14 protein-coding genes are annotated in these 16,361 nt (G+C 56.6%); 10 read left to right on the plus strand and 4 right to left on the minus strand.

The features are described 5' to 3' along the window. Nucleotides 1-19: 19 nt before the first annotated feature. On the plus strand, nt 20-1,786 hold the full coding sequence (locus tag KJ653_05985) for a ribosome biogenesis/translation initiation ATPase RLI (protein ID MBU0685379.1): 1,767 nt from the start codon (nt 20-22) through the stop codon (nt 1,784-1,786). Here KJ653_05985 and KJ653_05990 read toward each other — a convergent pair. Next, nucleotides 1,777-2,403: a DedA family protein gene (locus KJ653_05990; protein MBU0685380.1), complete on the minus strand. Its 627-nt coding sequence runs from the start codon at nt 2,401-2,403 to the stop codon at nt 1,777-1,779. The two genes, KJ653_05985 and KJ653_05990, sit on opposite strands and share 10 nt — an antisense overlap. A gap of 158 nt (nt 2,404-2,561) precedes the next feature. Beyond that, nucleotides 2,562-3,074, minus strand: coding sequence for a DedA family protein (locus KJ653_05995; GenBank protein MBU0685381.1), 513 nt, complete (start codon nt 3,072-3,074; stop codon nt 2,562-2,564). Between the two features lie 46 nt (nt 3,075-3,120). On the opposite strand from KJ653_05995, the gene KJ653_06000 reads away from it, so the two are divergent. Further along, nucleotides 3,121-4,011, plus strand: coding sequence for a hypothetical protein (locus KJ653_06000; protein ID MBU0685382.1), 891 nt, complete (start codon nt 3,121-3,123; stop codon nt 4,009-4,011). On the opposite strand, the gene KJ653_06005 is transcribed toward KJ653_06000, so the two are convergent. Continuing rightward, nucleotides 4,001-4,393 (minus strand): hypothetical protein, encoded by a 393-nt coding sequence (locus tag KJ653_06005; protein ID MBU0685383.1) that lies wholly within the window; start codon nt 4,391-4,393, stop codon nt 4,001-4,003. The genes KJ653_06000 and KJ653_06005 overlap by 11 nt on opposite strands. A gap of 310 nt (nt 4,394-4,703) precedes the next feature. On the opposite strand from KJ653_06005, the gene KJ653_06010 reads away from it, so the two are divergent. Genes KJ653_06010 through KJ653_06020 form a run of 3 tightly spaced genes read left to right on the plus strand, consistent with a single transcriptional unit; the run spans nt 4,704 to nt 7,085 of the window. Then, the gene (locus KJ653_06010) at nt 4,704-5,405 is read left to right on the plus strand and encodes an energy-coupling factor ABC transporter permease (protein MBU0685384.1); all 702 of its coding nucleotides are present in this window, start codon (nt 4,704-4,706) and stop codon (nt 5,403-5,405) included. Continuing rightward, nucleotides 5,398-6,222 carry an energy-coupling factor transporter transmembrane protein EcfT gene (locus tag KJ653_06015; protein ID MBU0685385.1) on the plus strand — a complete coding sequence of 275 codons (825 nt, stop codon included), beginning with the start codon at nt 5,398-5,400 and terminating at the stop codon, nt 6,220-6,222. Before KJ653_06010 ends, KJ653_06015 begins: the two co-directional genes overlap by 8 nt. A gap of 5 nt (nt 6,223-6,227) precedes the next feature. Beyond that, the gene (locus tag KJ653_06020; GenBank protein MBU0685386.1) at nt 6,228-7,085 is read left to right on the plus strand and encodes an ATP-binding cassette domain-containing protein; all 858 of its coding nucleotides are present in this window, start codon (nt 6,228-6,230) and stop codon (nt 7,083-7,085) included. Between the two features lie 41 nt (nt 7,086-7,126). Here the strand turns inward: KJ653_06020 and KJ653_06025 are convergent, their stop codons facing one another. Next, nucleotides 7,127-10,192, minus strand: a complete 3,066-nt coding sequence (locus KJ653_06025) for a carboxypeptidase regulatory-like domain-containing protein (protein ID MBU0685387.1) — start codon at nt 10,190-10,192, stop codon at nt 7,127-7,129. A 262-nt stretch (nt 10,193-10,454) separates the two neighbouring features. On the opposite strand from KJ653_06025, the gene KJ653_06030 reads away from it, so the two are divergent. The 5 genes from KJ653_06030 (at nt 10,455) to KJ653_06050 (ending at nt 16,359) form a co-directional block, all read left to right on the plus strand. After that, complete coding sequence (locus KJ653_06030) at nt 10,455-12,158, plus strand: DUF255 domain-containing protein (protein ID MBU0685388.1); 1,704 nt, start codon at nt 10,455-10,457, stop codon at nt 12,156-12,158. A 37-nt stretch (nt 12,159-12,195) separates the two neighbouring features. Then, the gene (locus KJ653_06035; GenBank protein MBU0685389.1) at nt 12,196-12,759 is read left to right on the plus strand and encodes a PH domain-containing protein; all 564 of its coding nucleotides are present in this window, start codon (nt 12,196-12,198) and stop codon (nt 12,757-12,759) included. 125 nt (nt 12,760-12,884) lie between these two features. Next, nucleotides 12,885-14,768 (plus strand): indolepyruvate ferredoxin oxidoreductase subunit alpha, encoded by a 1,884-nt coding sequence (gene iorA, locus KJ653_06040; GenBank protein ID MBU0685390.1) that lies wholly within the window; start codon nt 12,885-12,887, stop codon nt 14,766-14,768. 2 nt (nt 14,769-14,770) lie between these two features. Next, a complete protein-coding gene (locus KJ653_06045) occupies nt 14,771-15,415 on the plus strand; it encodes an indolepyruvate oxidoreductase subunit beta (protein MBU0685391.1) in 645 nt (214 codons plus the stop codon). Nucleotides 15,416-15,432: 17 nt separating this feature from the next. Continuing rightward, nucleotides 15,433-16,359 carry a PhzF family phenazine biosynthesis protein gene (locus KJ653_06050; GenBank protein ID MBU0685392.1) on the plus strand — a complete coding sequence of 309 codons (927 nt, stop codon included), beginning with the start codon at nt 15,433-15,435 and terminating at the stop codon, nt 16,357-16,359. Nucleotides 16,360-16,361: the final 2 nt, after the last annotated feature.

Genomic DNA, 16,361 nt, shown 5'->3' on the forward strand with positions numbered 1-16,361 from the left:
CCCTTCATTCTCCCGCACGATGAGGATAGCAGTCCTCCTGAAGGACCGTTGCCAGCCGAAGAAGTGCAGTCACGAGTGCATCCACTACTGTCCGCCAGTGAGGACGGGAGTGGATGCGATAGCAATGGGCGCCAAGGGCAAGCCCGTGATAGCTGAGGACCTGTGCGTAGGCTGCGGGATATGCGTTCACAAATGTCCTTTCGAGTCGATCAAGATCATAGGGCTTCCAAAGGAATTGGCCGGGGAGCTCGTCCATCAGTACGGCAAGAACTCCTTCCGCTTTTACAGGCTGCCCGTTCCCAGGAAAGGCCAGGTCATAGGGCTGCTGGGTCCGAACGGTATCGGGAAGACGACCGCGATGTCCATCCTCTCAGGCCAGATAGTTCCGAACCTGGGCGACTATGAGAAGCCAGGCGATTGGGTCAAGGTGCTCGAGAGATACTCCGGGACCGAGATACACGACTATTTCGAAGCTCTCTCGAAAGGGAAGCTAAAGACCGCCATGAAGCCGCAGTATGTGGACAAGCTCCCGGCGGTCCACAAGGGGCTCGTGAAGGATCTGCTCGGCAAGGTGGACGACCTCGGCAGGATGGCGGAGGTGGCCCAGAGGCTCGGGATCTCCGGCGTGCTTGCCCGAGATGTGAGCAAGCTGTCAGGCGGAGAACTGCAGAGGGTCGCACTGGCGGCCACCCTGTTGAAGGACGCCGACGTATACTTCTTCGACGAGCCGTCCTCCTACCTCGACATATACCAGAGGCTCGAGGTGGCTAAGGTCATCCAGGAGCTCAGCGAGCACAAGCAGGTGGTCGTGATAGAGCACGACCTGGCCGTGATGGACTTCCTGGCGGACCTCGTGCATATCATGTACGGTGACGAGGGAGCTTATGGTGTCATGGCCCAGCCGAGGGCCGTAAGAACCGCGATCAACGTATATCTCGACGGCTACCTACGCGAAGAGAACATCAGGTTCAGGGACACGCATATCGTATTCGAGAAACGGCCCCCGAGGAAAGACTGGCAGTCAGAGGTATTGATAAAGTTCCCAGCCCTTACGAAGAGGTTCAAGACGTTCACGCTGAAGGTCGGAGAGGGCGCGATCAAGAAGGGCGAGGTGGTGGGAGCCGTTGGCCCGAACGCAACCGGCAAGACCACATTCGTGAAGATGCTCGCGGGAGAGATCGAACCGACCACTGGCAAGGTCATGGGCGAGGTGTCCGTAAGCTACAAACCCCAGTACATCAAGCCCGAGTTCGAGGGTTCCGTGAGGGAGATGCTCGGATCCAGCATTGGCGGGGATTTCGAATCAGGCTTCTTCCAATCTGAGATCGCACACCCGCTCAATCTCAAGCATCTCATGGAGAAGGATGTGCAGACGCTCTCGGGAGGGGAGCTGCAGAGGGTTTCGATAGCTGAATGCCTCGGCAAGACAGCGGATATCTATCTGATAGACGAGCCGTCCGCGTACCTCGACTCGAACCAGAGGATGATCGCCTCGAAGACCATCAGACGGGCGATCGAGAAGATAGGCAAATCAGCACTGGTGGTCGACCACGATGTCTATATGATCGACCTCGTTTCAGATTCGCTCATGGTGTTCACTGGGGATCCTTCGGCCAAGGGTTTGGCGGAAGGGCCGATGGGCATGCGCAAGGGGATGAACCGATTCCTGAAGGACGTCCAGATAACTTTCAGGAGGGACCAGGACTCCAGCAGGCCGAGGATAAACAAGAAGGATTCGAGGCTTGACAGGGAACAGAAGTCGAAGGGCGAGTACTACTACGGCTGAGCGTTCCTACCATCGTTCCTGACCCTTCTCCAATAAAAGTAGCCGATCACGCCTGCAATGGTGATGAGTACAGCGTAGAGGTCGACGTTCCCAACGGTCTCCGCAAACCTGACCCACTCACCGAGTAGCAGGTAGCCCGCAACTGCCAGAACCGTGGTCCATATCAGAGCGCCCACGGTCGAGAATACGACGAAGTTCCTGACCCTCATCCTGCCTATGCCGGCGGGGAATGAGATGAACGACCTCACGCCAGGTATGGAGTGGCCGAGGAGAATGCCGACGTCGCCGTACTTCGCGAACCAACGCTCCGCAAGCCTGACGTCCTTCTCGCCGAGCATGATGTATCTTCCGTACTTAGTGATTAGGGGCCTTCCCACGCGGTATCCGATGTAGTACGCAACGGCATTCCCGAGCGCGGCACCGGCTGTCCCGACGAGGATCACCGGGAGGAGGCTCAGCTCGCCCTCTGCGGCAAGATATCCAGCGAAAGGTATGATGATCTCGCTCGGGATCGGCGTCAGAATCCCCTCAACGATCATCAGCATGAACACGCCCGGGTACCCGAGCTCACTGATAATCTCCAAGATCGTATCAGTGGCCCACCCGAGGAGGCTCATTGCGGACTGGCAACGCTATGGGTCTTCAAGAATCCTTCGGTGAACCCCATCGCTGGGGATCCTCGTTCTCACGGGATCGCCATTCTCTTCTGGACTCCTCACCGGGGATCGCACTGCCGAGACATCATGCACAACATCCGAATGAGCATCATGGACCGCTACGGAGGGTGACCCAGGTTTATGCAACAAGCCAAGTTCATCTTTGCAGTACCGGCTGGGAGGGACATGACCGTTCGGATCACAGGAAGCAGCCTGGCTTTGAAGGTAGCCTTGTCTCCCCAATTCTCGAACCACTCCTTCGCAGCGACGAGGTGCTTCTCCCGGATGAGGATGTACTTCCCGTACCGGAGTATCAAAGGTCTTCCAGCATGGAATCCGAAGAAGCAGGCAGCTATCGAACCAATCCTGCAACCCAAGGATCCAGCGATGGTGACGCCGAGAAGACTCGTGCCACTATCCCCCTGGGCGACAAGGAATCCCGCGAAGGGCATGACGATCTCACTCGGGACGGGCATGCAGGCGCTCTCGAGCGCCATGAGGAACATGATGCCCAGGTACTGGTAGATGGAGATCCAATCTGGGATCAGGTTGGTTCCCCACTCGATGATACTCTTCGGGCAACAGTAGGAATGGGCATCGTGAAGAGCCTTGGGTTCAATCTGATCAGGCATCTGGCCCCAGAAGTCTATTTGTAGTGTCACCCTGATTCTCGCGGTGATGAGGCCAGCCAATATCCTGGAAAGCTACGCTGTCATGATGACTCTGGGGCTGGCGCTTGGCCTTCTCACAGGTGGGTTCCCATCGAACACCAAGGAGATCTCGATGGCGTCACTCGCAGTCCTCATGACGCTATCCCTGTCCACCGTCAAGCTGGGGGATGCTAGGGGCAGGGAGCACCTGGAACACGCCTCGAAGTCGCTGTTCCTGAACTACGTGCTGCTCACAGGAGTGATACTCACAATCGGCTTGTTCTTCTCCAGAGACTACTGGTGGGGTTGGGTGTTGATGGCAGCGTCTCCCTCTGCGATCTCAGTAGTCCCTTTCACAAGAGTCCTCGGGGGAAAGACCACCAAAGCCCTCTTCTCAACTTCGGCGAACTACGTCGCCGCCCTGATCCTGATGCCCGGTTTGACGCTCCTGATGATCGGTTCATCGGTCTCCACAATCAGCCTCGTCTACTCACTTCTGATCCTGATCTTGCTGCCGATGGTGGCCTCCAGGTTTGTCATGAAGCTCCGGATAGGCAAGCCTGCAAACACATCAATGATAAACATCTCCTTCGCAGTTCTGATATTCGCAGTCACGGGCGCCAACAGAGAGGCGTTCATAGGGGACCCGTGGATAGTGCTCGCAATCTCCGCTGGGTGCATCATCAGGACCTTCGGGACCGGAATGGGCACCGAGCTCCTGCTCAGGAAGATGAGGATCCCCAAGGAGGAAAGGGTCGGCTACGTCCTCTTCGCGAGCTACAAGAACCTTGGACTCACCGCCACCTTGGCCATCGCACTCTTCGAACCTATCGTGGCGGTCCCCGCAACGATATGCATCGTTTTCGAGGTACTGTGGGTGATATTCCTCATCCGGTACTACCCAGGAGTTAGGAGATAGACTTCCTGAAACCCGATAGGATTGATCTCACCCGGCTGTGGAGATATGCTACGTACTTTCTGAAATCGGAATCCGGTCTCAACTCTCTCCAAGTTCTGTACTGAACGAATATGATACCAGTACAAGCACCAGCGAACACGACAGTTTCCAAGGGTGTGGAGTACTTGACCACCTCAATCTGCAAGTAGTCCATGCCGAGATGGACGCTCCAGAACAGCAAAGGGACCATGAACCTCCAGCCGATGGCCAGTGGGGCGACGAAGAAGAATCCGACCGGATAGTGAAGCAATGATTTCCAAGTATGGCCGGAACCGTCGTCCCACGTCGGGCTCAGTATGGCCGCGTAACCGTTGTCCGAGATGTACCTCGGAGCTGCGAACAAGTGATCACCGTCTATGAAGACCCCGAAAAGCAGCGCAACGAACCATTCGTCCCTGTTCAGGTTCAGGACGAGACCTATCAGGAGGAAGACCGCGATGTGCGTGGTCGTTAGCGTCAGATCACCTTTGGGCGGCAGACTGGTCCCTGCGGCACTGCCAATACGTCCGTGCGTCTATCTCTCTGTTTCTGCCGTGATATGATGCACCGGCTCCTCTTCGAGCCGTTAATAACGGTCCAGATACTAGGCTTCCCCGTTATTAACGATGGCGAAGATTTTATTAACAATGCATTAGCTGAATGTGCGGGTTCAGATGGCACATATCCACCTGGAGGACGGTGCATTCACACTGTTCTGGGTAGCGGTCTGGTCGCTCATTGCAGCGGGAATCATATCCGCAGCGCTATTCCGGCAGGGCGGCAACAAGATACCGACCCGAAAGCTGGCAATAGCCGCGATGTGCGTCGCGGTCGGGTTCGCGATCTTTCAGGTCGAGATCCCGGTCTTCGGCGGGGTCCACATAAACCTCACCCCACTGATGGGCATCCTGCTAGGACCATCCCTAGGGACTCTATCCGTGCTAGTGATTAACATATTCAGCGCCGCCATCGGCCACGGCGGCTGGGGGATGATCGGGGCCAACACCATAGTGAATGTGGTGGAGGTCGTCCTTGGATACTATGCGTACAAGCTGCTCAGGTCAGGTTTGAGACTAGGGCGATTCCCGTCAGGCTTCGGATCAGCAGCAATCGCTTTGACCGTAAGCGCATTCGTCGTCGTAGGAATTGTCAGCGTGTCCGAGCTGCAGGATTCCGCGCAGACCAGAGACCAGACATTCAATAACATGCTCGTGCTCGCGGCGGCGAACATCGTGACCGGCTTGGTGGAGGGGGTGGTGACAGGATACATGGTATCATTCATCGGCAGGGTCAGGCCAGACCTTCTGGAGGGGTCTGAGGGCGGCGGGCGGCAAGAAGGACCCACACAAGCTCCCGGGGAGGCAGCGCATGTCTAGGAGGTCTTACACAAGACACATTCCCGACTTCAGGCTCGTCACGTTCCTGGCGGAGAACGGCCGCAGCGCCGTCCACATGATGAGCCCGTGGACTAAGGGGGTCTTGCTGGTCATGATCATACTGCTCGTCATCGTCTTGACCGATCTCTACCTCCTCCTGATCATGTTCGGTGTCGTCCTCACCTTCTACATCATAGGGAGGCTCCCGATCCGCCTCCTCATAGGCTGGTACTCGATTCCAGTGCTGTTCGTGGTCACTCTCTCTGTCATGTTCATGTTCACTGAGCCGGGGACCATCATCGTCGGGACAAGATTCTTAGGGATCCACATCGCGCTGACTGACAATGGGGTGTTGCTGTTTGTGAAACTGCTGGTGAGAGCACTGGTTGTTGTCACGTTCTCCCTCGCGGTATTCATGACCACCAGGTACTCGTACATAGCCCACATCGCCTCGAGGACGCTCCCAAGAACCCTGGCAAACATCTTCCTCCTCTCTTACAGGTTCACTTTCGAGACCTCTGATGAGATGTCCGATGTTCTGGACGCACTGCATGCGAGGAGCGGAAACCTAGCGAAGGGAGCTTCGAAACAGACGAGGATGTTCGCGGGGATATTCGGACTCGCATTCGTGCATGCCTTCGAAAGGGCCGAGAGGATAGCCAAGGCGATGGAAGCGAGGGGATTCTCAGGCGAGTTCCCGAGATACGAGAAGCTCCCTCAGCCCGGCCCCGGAGGATACGCCCTGATAGCGCTGGCGGTCCTCGCATTTGGAATCGTCTCATACTCGAGATACGTGAACAATCTATTCGGATGGTGATATGAATGGTGTCAGATGCTGCCTGCGTGAAGTGTCCTCCCGGAGAGGCAAATGAGATTGTACATGTCGACTGCGTGACGCACAGGTATCCCGACGGGACGGAAGGGATACACAACATGTGTTTCAGAGTCTACGAGAGAGAAATCGTCGCCGTCTGCGGCCCCAACGGCGCTGGGAAATCTACTCTGATAGAACACATAAACGGCCTGATGATGCCCGATGTCGGCCGCGTGAGAGTGTTCGGGGTCGACATCGACAAGAAGAATGTCGGCGAGATCCGGAAGAAGGTAGGGCTGGTGTTCCAGGATGCGGACTCACAGCTCTTCTCTCCGACCGTCCTCGAGGATGTCATGTTCGGCCCGCTCAACCTCGGCATGTCGGTAGAGGACGCGAGGAAGCGTGCGGAATGGGCACTCGGAGTGGTCGGGATCAAGGAGCTGAACAAGATCCCACACTACCTGAGCGGGGGACAGCAGAGGCTCGTGGCAATCGCTGGAGTCCTCGCGATGGACCCGAAGATACTCGTGGTGGACGAACCAACGGGCGACCTCGACCCATCGAACGCGCTCAGGATAGAGGCGCTCCTCAGGTCGCTAAGAAACGAGCATGGGATCAGCGTTGTCGTCGCGCTGCATGACATGGACATGGCAGCCCGTCTCGCGGACAGGATCTGCATTGTGAAGGACGGCGCTGTCATCGCCGAGGGCAAGCCGGAGGATATACTCTACGACGAGAAGCTCCTGCACTCCGCGGGCCTCGAGCTCCCTGATGTGGCCAGATTGTACCGCGACCTCGGGCTCAAGGCGAAGGGCGCGAAGAAGCCTCTCAGCCTCGACGAGCTCGTCAGCACACTGAAGAAGTGAAAACTAGAGGTTTGGGAAAGGGTTTTCCTTAGGCGGTTCGCCTATCTCTTCCTTCTGGATGCGACGATCACAACGGCCGCGATGAGCATCACCGGGATAAGCAGAGTCGGGAACTCGGGTATCCAGCCGCTCACGTTGACGGTCATCGTGTCGCTATCGGAATTCCCATCACCGTCAGTCACGGTCAGCGTGACCAAGACGGTCTCCGGGTCGAGGCCGAAGATGAACGATACATTTTCGCCCCAGAGCGTGTGGTCCACGCCGTCTGACGTGAATGTCCAAGTCCAGTTGACAATCCCGACATTATCCGAAGATGCCGAAGCGTCGAAGTACACGAGTTCACCGGACATGACGAACTGGTCAAGCCCCGCCTCAGCTATTGGGGGCACGGTGTCCGAGGCCGTCACCGTCAGTGTATCGGAGTCCTCGTTGCCGGCTGCGTCCCACACGGTCAGCGTGACGTCATACGAGCCGCTCGCGTGGAAGGTAGTCGACACGGTCTCACCAAACAGCACGACTGTATCGCCGAGGTCGTCGACGTACTCCCACCTGTAGATGGCCACGCCGACGTTGTCACTGGAAGCGGTCCCATCTAGCAATGTGGGGATGTTCGTGTCGGCCGATTGATCAGGGCCAGCGTCAGCCACTGGTGGATCAGTGTCGACCGCTATCAGCCGACTGTCACCCATTCCGTGGTTGCCCCAGTCACTGACTCCGAACACCATCAGGTACTCTCCACTGGCGACTGTCGTGTCGAAGGTGAACTGCAGACCCGATACGCTCCATTGGCCTATCTGCTGGCTTCCAATCCACATCCACCACGAGCTGCCGGGATCCTTCTGCACTACCTGACCTTCAGGAGCGAACACGCCCGTCGGATCCGAGAGATCTGCTTGGCCTCCGCCCATGTCGAACTGGTAGGTATAAGGAGTACCAGTGTCTCTATCGAAGTACATCGTACCGCTCTGCCAGAAGGGTGCGGATGCGTTCATGTACGATCCCCTCAACGCGTCGTACGTGTCAGGACCCCAAGTGATGGTCCAACATGGCAGATACTGGCTGTCCGTGCTGTTCCAGAGCAACCCGCCTGTGGTCTGAGCTGACCATTCGTAGTGGATTGTGTAATGGTCTCCGACGACCGAATACGGTACACTGTCGCTCGGCCAAGCAAGAGGATCGAGATTGGTGTACAGGAACTGTACGTTGATGAAATAGTCCCACATGCCGTCGTTGTACCAGAAGCCGAAGTGCCACAGTTGAATCGAGGAAACATCCTCCTCGTCGAACTCGATGTCCGTGACGGAAGGCCTGACAGTTGAAACGTTCTCTAGCGGAGCCTGGTCCCAAAGCGTTACGTTCGGCATCCAGGTGTCTGGCACTAGCGAAGTGCTGACCTCGACCTCCGTGAGACCTGTTGCATTGAGAACCCCGCTCGCGTGTTCGTGGTCCGTCGCATTCGCAACCCATATGAGGGGTATCGCTGGGATCCACATCTCGTAGTAGCCAGAGCCATCGGTCATCATCGAATTCGTCTCGCTATGATCCTCTGGACCGATCCCGATTTCCATCTCCGCACCGCTCAAGGGACTGCCCGTATCACTGTCATTGATCCAGCCGTAGAGCTTGCATGTATCAGGGACATCCCAGGGAGTAAGTTCCACTACCCAGTAGTTTGCACCGGGGACAACAGTCACAGGCTCGTTGTAATCACGGTAATTCATCGCCCAAACCTGAAGCGTATAGTCACCTGAGACGAGTGATGTGAAGTTGTACTCGCCCATTCCGTCCGCATTTACCCAGTCTTCATAGACCATGGAGCGCACCTGAAGGTTGGCATTGGGAACCGGCAAACGGCTGTACTTGTCTATGACCGTCCCGTTCATCCACGCATCGACCGGCCAGAGGACGAAGTCCATCCAAAGGGTCTCTCCAGGAGCGATATCTATCATCGACCAGGTCCTGGAGTAGCCATCCGACTCAGCCCCAATCGCGATGTCAGTACCGTCGAACGTGTCCAGAGTATACTCTCCCAAAGAGTCTGTGATCGTCATTGACACATTGCCGAGGAAGTCATTCGTATAGACCCTGGCCATTCCGATACCTAGTCCTGTGCTCCCGTCCGTCACATTGCCCATGATTGTGGCGGAATGTGGAACTAACCATGCATCGAGGACGATGTCATCGCTCGGGTTGACGTCGATCTCCTCATACATATTCATGCTGTAGCCAGACCTGGAAAACCACACGTCCGCAGTCCCGTTCGTGACATTCATCTCGTAGTACCCAAAGGAATCCGTAAAGGTGAAGTTCGAGTACCCACCGCGTTCCATCCACTCATTGTAGGAATCATACTGAACTACCGCGTTTGCGAGAGGAAACCCAGTATCGGCGTCATATACATGACCGCTGATCCTCGCGTCGTCCGTGTTGACAGGTGCGGCGAGGGTCAGATTCATCCAGTAGGTCATGCCCGAGACGAGTGGGTCATCTGTCTGGTTCTCGCTGCTGTCGTATCCTACGAAGTCGAACGCCCCGACACCGCCACCAACCGTGCCTGGAATGACATTCACTGAAAACAGACCGGTCACATCAGGTTGCGTCATGTTACAATAGAGAGGCATGCCATCGCCCATACTCGCGGGGTCGTTGATGTACCCGATGATGTTGCCTCCGGTCACCGGGTTCCCGTCGGTGTCCTTGACAAAACCAGTTATCACAACATCTGCGACCAACGGGGCTATCGGAGTCAGCGTGATGTCCGCCCGGACCTCCTCATCTGCGACCGAAATCGCGATCGTGCTGTTAAGGTAATATGAACCGTTGGCGGCCAGAACAATGAATTCGAACCCACCATACACCGTGATGTTGAAGTTCCCGCTCGGGTCGGTCCAGAAACCTCCAGATGGGCCCCCGCCGGACATCATCATCATAGCGAGTATGTAGGCCTCAACCGGATTCGATGATTCGTCCGTGACGGTACCTACAATCCATCCCTCCAGGCCCTGTGCTTCGGAGTTCTCCGGAGCGAGCACAAGGAATCCTGTCAGCATCGAAGCACACAGCAGCAAAGCCGCAAAGATGTTCATACGGCGTCCTAGCTCGGCCATTTTCAGAATCCTCCTTACAATGATCAAACCAGCGGCACCCAAGGGGGGCAAGGGTGCCCAGGTCCGCAATAGTACAGCTTTGTTCAATATTTAGCCCTGTCGTTCCTGACACGCTCATAAGCAAGTCTCCAAGAGGATGGTTTGTAGAGGGTTCCAGCAAGCGTTCCCCTAAGCCATCTCAGTTCGGGAGCAGCTATATTGGTGAAGGAACGGACTCTCGCCTCACAGCAAGGAGGGGAAGACCTCGCCTGAAACCGATACGATCCGATGGAGGGAATGGTCTAAGGAGGCGTTCGACGAGGCCTCGAGGACGGACAAGCTAATCATGCTCGACCTCAGCGCTGTCTGGTGCCATTGGTGCCACGTCATGGACGAGACGACCTACTCCGACACTCGCGTCATCAAAACCGTCAACGAGCGTTTCGTTCCTGTGCGGGTCGACATAGACCGCAGACCGGACATATCTGAGAGATACAATCGAGGCGGGTTTCCAACCACCACGTTCCTATCCAACAAGGGTGAGTTCGTCTGGGGAGCGACATATGTGCCGCCTCAGGACATGATCAAAGTACTTCAGGCGATCCTGGACGCAAAGGCTTCCGGGGAGGTCGACAAGGCGCTGGAGAGAGGACGAATGACCTATCTGGACATCTCGAAGGTGTGGGAGAAACGAGCAATACCTGATTCCGAGTTCGTCGACGCGATCTTCGAGGACATATTCTCCGCGTACGATGTTGAGTTCGGCGGGTTCGGACTTCAACAGAAGTTCCCGCAGCCGAATGCAATCGACCTAATGCTCAGAAGATACTCCAAGGACTGGGACCAGGAACTCGTTGGAGCAGTCGAGAACACGCTGGACCGGATGGCCGGGGGGTTGTACGACAGGGAAGAGGGGGGAGTGTTCAGATACTCGGTCACGCGAGACTGGCGAGAGCCGCACTACGAGAAGATGCTCGAGACGAACATCGGCTTCCTCAAGAACGCAGTACACGCGTTCAAAATACTCAAGAGGGAGCGCTACGCCGACCTTGCGCGGGGAACGGCTAGCTTCATAGTCAAGGTGCTATGGGACACGGATCCAGGCGGCTTCTTTGGGAGTCAAGACGCCGATGAGGAGTACTACAAGCTGTCTATCAAGGAACGATCCATGAGAAAGGCGCCGGCTATTGACAGGCGTATCTACGCGGGGTGGAATGCGGAGGGAGTGAAAACGATGATCGAGGCCGGGGCGCTCTTGGGAGAAGAGAATTGGGTCTCAGCTGGCAGATCCGCATGGGAGTACTCCAAGGAGCATCTGTGGAACCCTGATGCGGGACTGGTCAGACACTTGGAAGGCAATGAGGTCTACCTTTTCGAGGACCAGGTGTCCTTCCTCAAGTCGCTAATCGCGATCCTGGAAATCACAAACGACCCCCATTTACTGGCAACGGCTGATTCCCTTGTCAAGAGTGTGGAGAGAGACTTCTCAAGTCCTGAGGGAGGCTACGTGGACGTCCTGAAGTCAGACGAAGCCGTGGGCGAACTCGGTTCGCCCAGGAGGTCGCTCATGGCTAACGCCGAATGGGCCGAGGCGATCGCGCTTCTAGGGGGCGTGAGTCGCAACCTCGATCTCACGAAGAAGGCATGGGATACTCTGCAATCATTCTCGAGAAAGGACGTCGAGGCACACGGAGTCTTCGCGGCTCCCTATGTCTCAGCTTGGTGGACCCTGGCCCAAGGACCGATGGTTGTCGAGATCCACGGCGCTGCCAAGATGGATCCACTCTCACTTCCTCTTTGGATCGCCGCAAAGGAGGCTCTGAACCCAGCCGCAATTGCTGTTGTGGCCAGAGATAAAATGGACTTCGCGGCGCGCCATGATGATCCGTTTGCGGTAGTATGCACGAGCGTGGGTTGCTCGAAAGAAATCACGAACGCGGACGAGCTCAAGCAGAAGCTCAGGCCAGTCATGGCCAGTCAAATCTAAATATCCGTGAACTGCATAACAGCGTCCTGGGCTTGCCATGGCGAGGAAAGCGAAGCTGATTCCGAAGAAGATGTTGTCAAGTGATGAGAGAGTCATGTTCGAAATGCGCCCGAGCGCTTGGCTCTACATGAAAGCGGCCTCGATGGCGCTGCTGATCGCGATGGTCTCCCTGATCATCTTCCTTTGGAAGTGGATCCCCAACGCCCCGTCGATTCCCTACTTGAGCGACTATCTGGACGGGAGCGACGGCGACCTTGTTCAATGGGCCTTCGGGGGGCTGTTCTTCGTAATGTTCATCTTTTTCTCGTACAGGTACCTGAAATGGGGGAGCACCGTCTATGCTGCAACGGATGAGCGCATCATTACTCAGCATGGGATCCTGAACAGGACTTACGAGGACATCCCTGTCACCATGATCACCAACGTAGACCTCGCACAGTCCATAGGGAAGAGGGCGCTCGGGTACGGCACCATAGTCTTCTCGACCCAGGGATTGTCGGGCGCCAAGAAGGCAGGCATGGTGTGGGAAGCGGTCCCCAACCCCTTCGCTGTCAGAAGAAAGATCCAAGAGGTCATGGACGTCAGAGTCAAGCCGAAGTGAGATCGCTAGATTCTTTCGAAAACCTCATCTGTTCGGGGGAAGGACAATCCCCCGGAATGCAATCGCAAATGCAATCAGCCCCAGGGACGTTACCGTGTCCTGAAAGGGGATCGGAGGAAGACCGTATGAGTTCTATGGAAGTCGCTATGGACGGGCCGGGGAAGGCGTTCATGATCTGCAACGAGGCGATCGTCAGAGGCGCCCTCGAAGCTGATGTCAAGGTGGTTTCGGAATATCCGGGGTCGCCCACGACTGAGATTCTCGACACCTTCTCGGAGATATCGCCGAAGTTCGACTTCAGAATGGAGATATCAGTGAACGAGAAGGTTGCGCTCGAGACCTGTGCTGGGGCCTCCATGGTCGGACTCAGATCGATGACCGCGATGAAGAGCGTGGGCATGAACGTCGCGTCGGACTCATTCTTCTCGCTCTCATACACAGGGGTCAAGGGCGGCATGGTGGTTGTCGTCGCAGACGACCCGCACGCGCACTCCTCCCAGACAGAACAGGACGGACGGCCTTTCGGGCCAAACGCGTATGTACCGATGCTGGAACCCTCCGACCCGGCAGAGGCAAAGAGAATGGTGAAGTCTGCCTTCGAGCTGTCTGAGAAGTACAGCGTGCCCGTCCTGATCCGTACGACTACAAGAGTCAACCATCAAAGCGGCATTGTCGAGCTCGAGAAGCTTGACCGGAAGCCTTTCGCCAAGATACCGTGGACTCATCCACCCGGACGGTACGTGACCGTCGCCGAAGCGGCGAGACAGTTCAAGCACAAGCTCCTGGATCGGACAAGGTTGATAGAGCAAGAGTTCGAAGCATCTGACCTGAATATGGTGAAGGACACTGGCTCTGACCTGGGAATCGTGACTGTCGGCGCGGGTTACAACTACGCCGTGGACGCTGTTAGGACCCTCGGGATCAACCCGTCAATCCTGAAACTGGGCACTACATACCCGCTCCCCAAGAAGCTGATAGGCGACTTCTTGAAGAAACTGAAGACGGTGGTGGTGGTCGAGGAGCTCCAGCCGTACCTCGAGTTGCACGTGACCGCGATTGCGAAGGACGCCAACCCATCGATCAAAATCTACGGCAAATGGACGGGCCATTTCAGCGAATCACTGGAGTACAACCCGAACATAGTCGTCGACGCCCTTGCCAAGGTTGTGGGCAGGAATCCCCCAGTCGACTACTCCGCCATCATGGCCAAGGCGAAGGAGATGAAGGCAGGCCTACCTGATAGGTGGCCAACGTTCTGTCCTGGATGCCCACACCGAGCGACGCTACATGCACTCAAGCAGGCGGCGAAGGGAATGAAACACATCCTATCGACCGACATCGGCTGCTACTCGATGAGCTTCCTCGACCCGATCAACTACGGCGATTCCCTGCTCAGCATGGGCGCATGCCTTGGAGTTGCGGCGGGAATGCAGTACGCGGCCCAGGAGAAGGTGGTCGCGATGATAGGTGACTCCACCTTCTGGCATGCGGGCCTCCCAGGGCTGGTCAATGCAATCCATCACGGTGACGATTTCACGCTCGTGATCCTCGACAATGAGGTCACTGCAATGACTGGGCAACAGCCGGACCCTGGTAGGGACTACAACGCTGGAGGCCAGCCCGCGAAACCCCTGATCCTAGAGGATGTCATCAAGGCCATGGGCATCTCGGACATCACGATAGTGGACCCATACCAGGTCAAGGCCGCTGTCGAACCAATGAAACAGGCGCTCTCCCGGAAGGGGCCTAACGTGATCATCTCGAGGAGAGCGTGCGCCCTCTACGCCGATAGGAACAAGAGAGGGCGGGGCGAGGTCATCCAGACGAGCAAGGTGGACAAGAACGTATGCAAGAAACCTTACACATGCATCAGGGAGTTCTATTGTCCTGCGATCTCAATCGACGACGAAGATAGAAAGGCGTTCATAACGAAGGAGTTGTGCGACCGGTGCGGTGTGTGCGCGAAGCTCTGTCCGTTCGGATCGATCAAGTTGAGGGAGGGTGACTGAGCATGGAACACAAGGAGTTCAGCGTGTACCTGTCAGGTGTCGGAGGACAAGGCCTCGTCCTCTTGTCGAATGTGATTGGATCTGCGTGCGCAGCAGCAGGGATCCGCGCTTTGACAGGTGAACAGCACGGGTTGTCGCAGAGGAGCGGGTCCATCAACGTACATATGAGGATAGGCGAGGAGATACGCTCGCCGCTTATCCCCATCGGAGGCGCGGACGCACTCCTGGCGCTGGATTCGCTTGAGGCCCTCAGGTGCGTAGAGTACCTGAGACCCGGAGGCGTCGTGCTGATGAATTCGCGCGTGCAACACCCCATCATCGAGACGGAGGCGCACATGAAGGACAAGGTGGCGAAGTACATGTCAGCCGAGGATGTGCGCTCGCGCCTGGCTCAGGTCACGGACAAGATCGCCGTGCTGGATGCGCTCGGAATAGCGAAGAAGGCTGGCAACCCTCTGACCGAGAACATGGTGATGCTCGGGGCAATGAGCGCGTTGGAGGCGTTCCCGGTCCCGATTGATGCGCTGAAGCAGTCGATCGCGGAGAACGTCCCGAAGAAGGCAGTCGATGTCAACTTGAAAGCGTTCGATTTGGGAAAGCAGGCAGCCTTCGAGTTCCTCTGCAACATAGTTAAGTGCAGAGAGTAGATTCCTCACCCGAACCCATGAAGAAGGCCAGGTACGTGCGCGTCGACGTGTTCGCAAAGAAGCCGTTCGGGGGGAACCCACTTGCGGTGTTCCCGGAAGCGGAGAACCTCACGTCGCGGGAGATGCAGCTCCTGGCAAAGGAGATGAACCTCTCGGAGACAACTTTCGTCCTACCGCCGACCAAGGGCTCCGGGGCCGACTTCAGAGTCCGGATATTCGTCCCCGACATGGAGGTCAGGTACGCAGGCCATCCGACTCTGGGGACTTTCTATGTGCTCGCGCGAGAAGGCCGGATCAAGCTGAAGGAACCGGTGACCACTGTGGAGATGGAGGTCAAGGCGGGCGTGATGCCAGTCGAGATTCATTCGTCAAATGGAAGGGTCACGGAGGTCGTGACGGTCCAGAACAGGCCGGAGTTCATGCGCACTTTCGAGGACTCGGACATATTCGCGGAAGCGCTTTCGCTCAACAAGTCGGACTTCGACACCAAGAGGATGCCGATACAGCTCGTGTCCACCGGCCTGCCGTGGGTGATTGTGCCTGTGAAATCAAGAAGGGCAGTGGAGAACGCTTCAGGGAACATTCCAGCTTTCACGGAGGCAATCAGGCCTCTCCCGAAAGGCGTTGTGGACCTTTACGTGACATGTTTGGACCCGGTCGAACGCTCATCTACCACGCACTCGAGAGGCTTCTCCCTTGTCTCAAAGAACGTCGTCGAGGACCCGGCGACCGGAAGCGCCAGCGGTTGTCTGGGAGCCTATCTCGTGCACCACAGACTCGTCCCAGTGAAGAGAGTGACAAAGATGATCAACGAGCAGGGGTATGAGATTGAAAGGGCGAGCAAGATCTCAATCGAGGTCAGAACATCGAGCACAGGCGATATCGAATCTGTGCGCGTTGGCGGGACGATCGTCCACATGATGGACGGGACTGCCTTCCTCTAGAC

The sequence above is a fragment of the Candidatus Thermoplasmatota archaeon genome (genome assembly GCA_018814355.1).
Classification (GTDB): Archaea; Thermoplasmatota; Thermoplasmata; order UBA10834; family UBA10834; genus COMBO-56-21.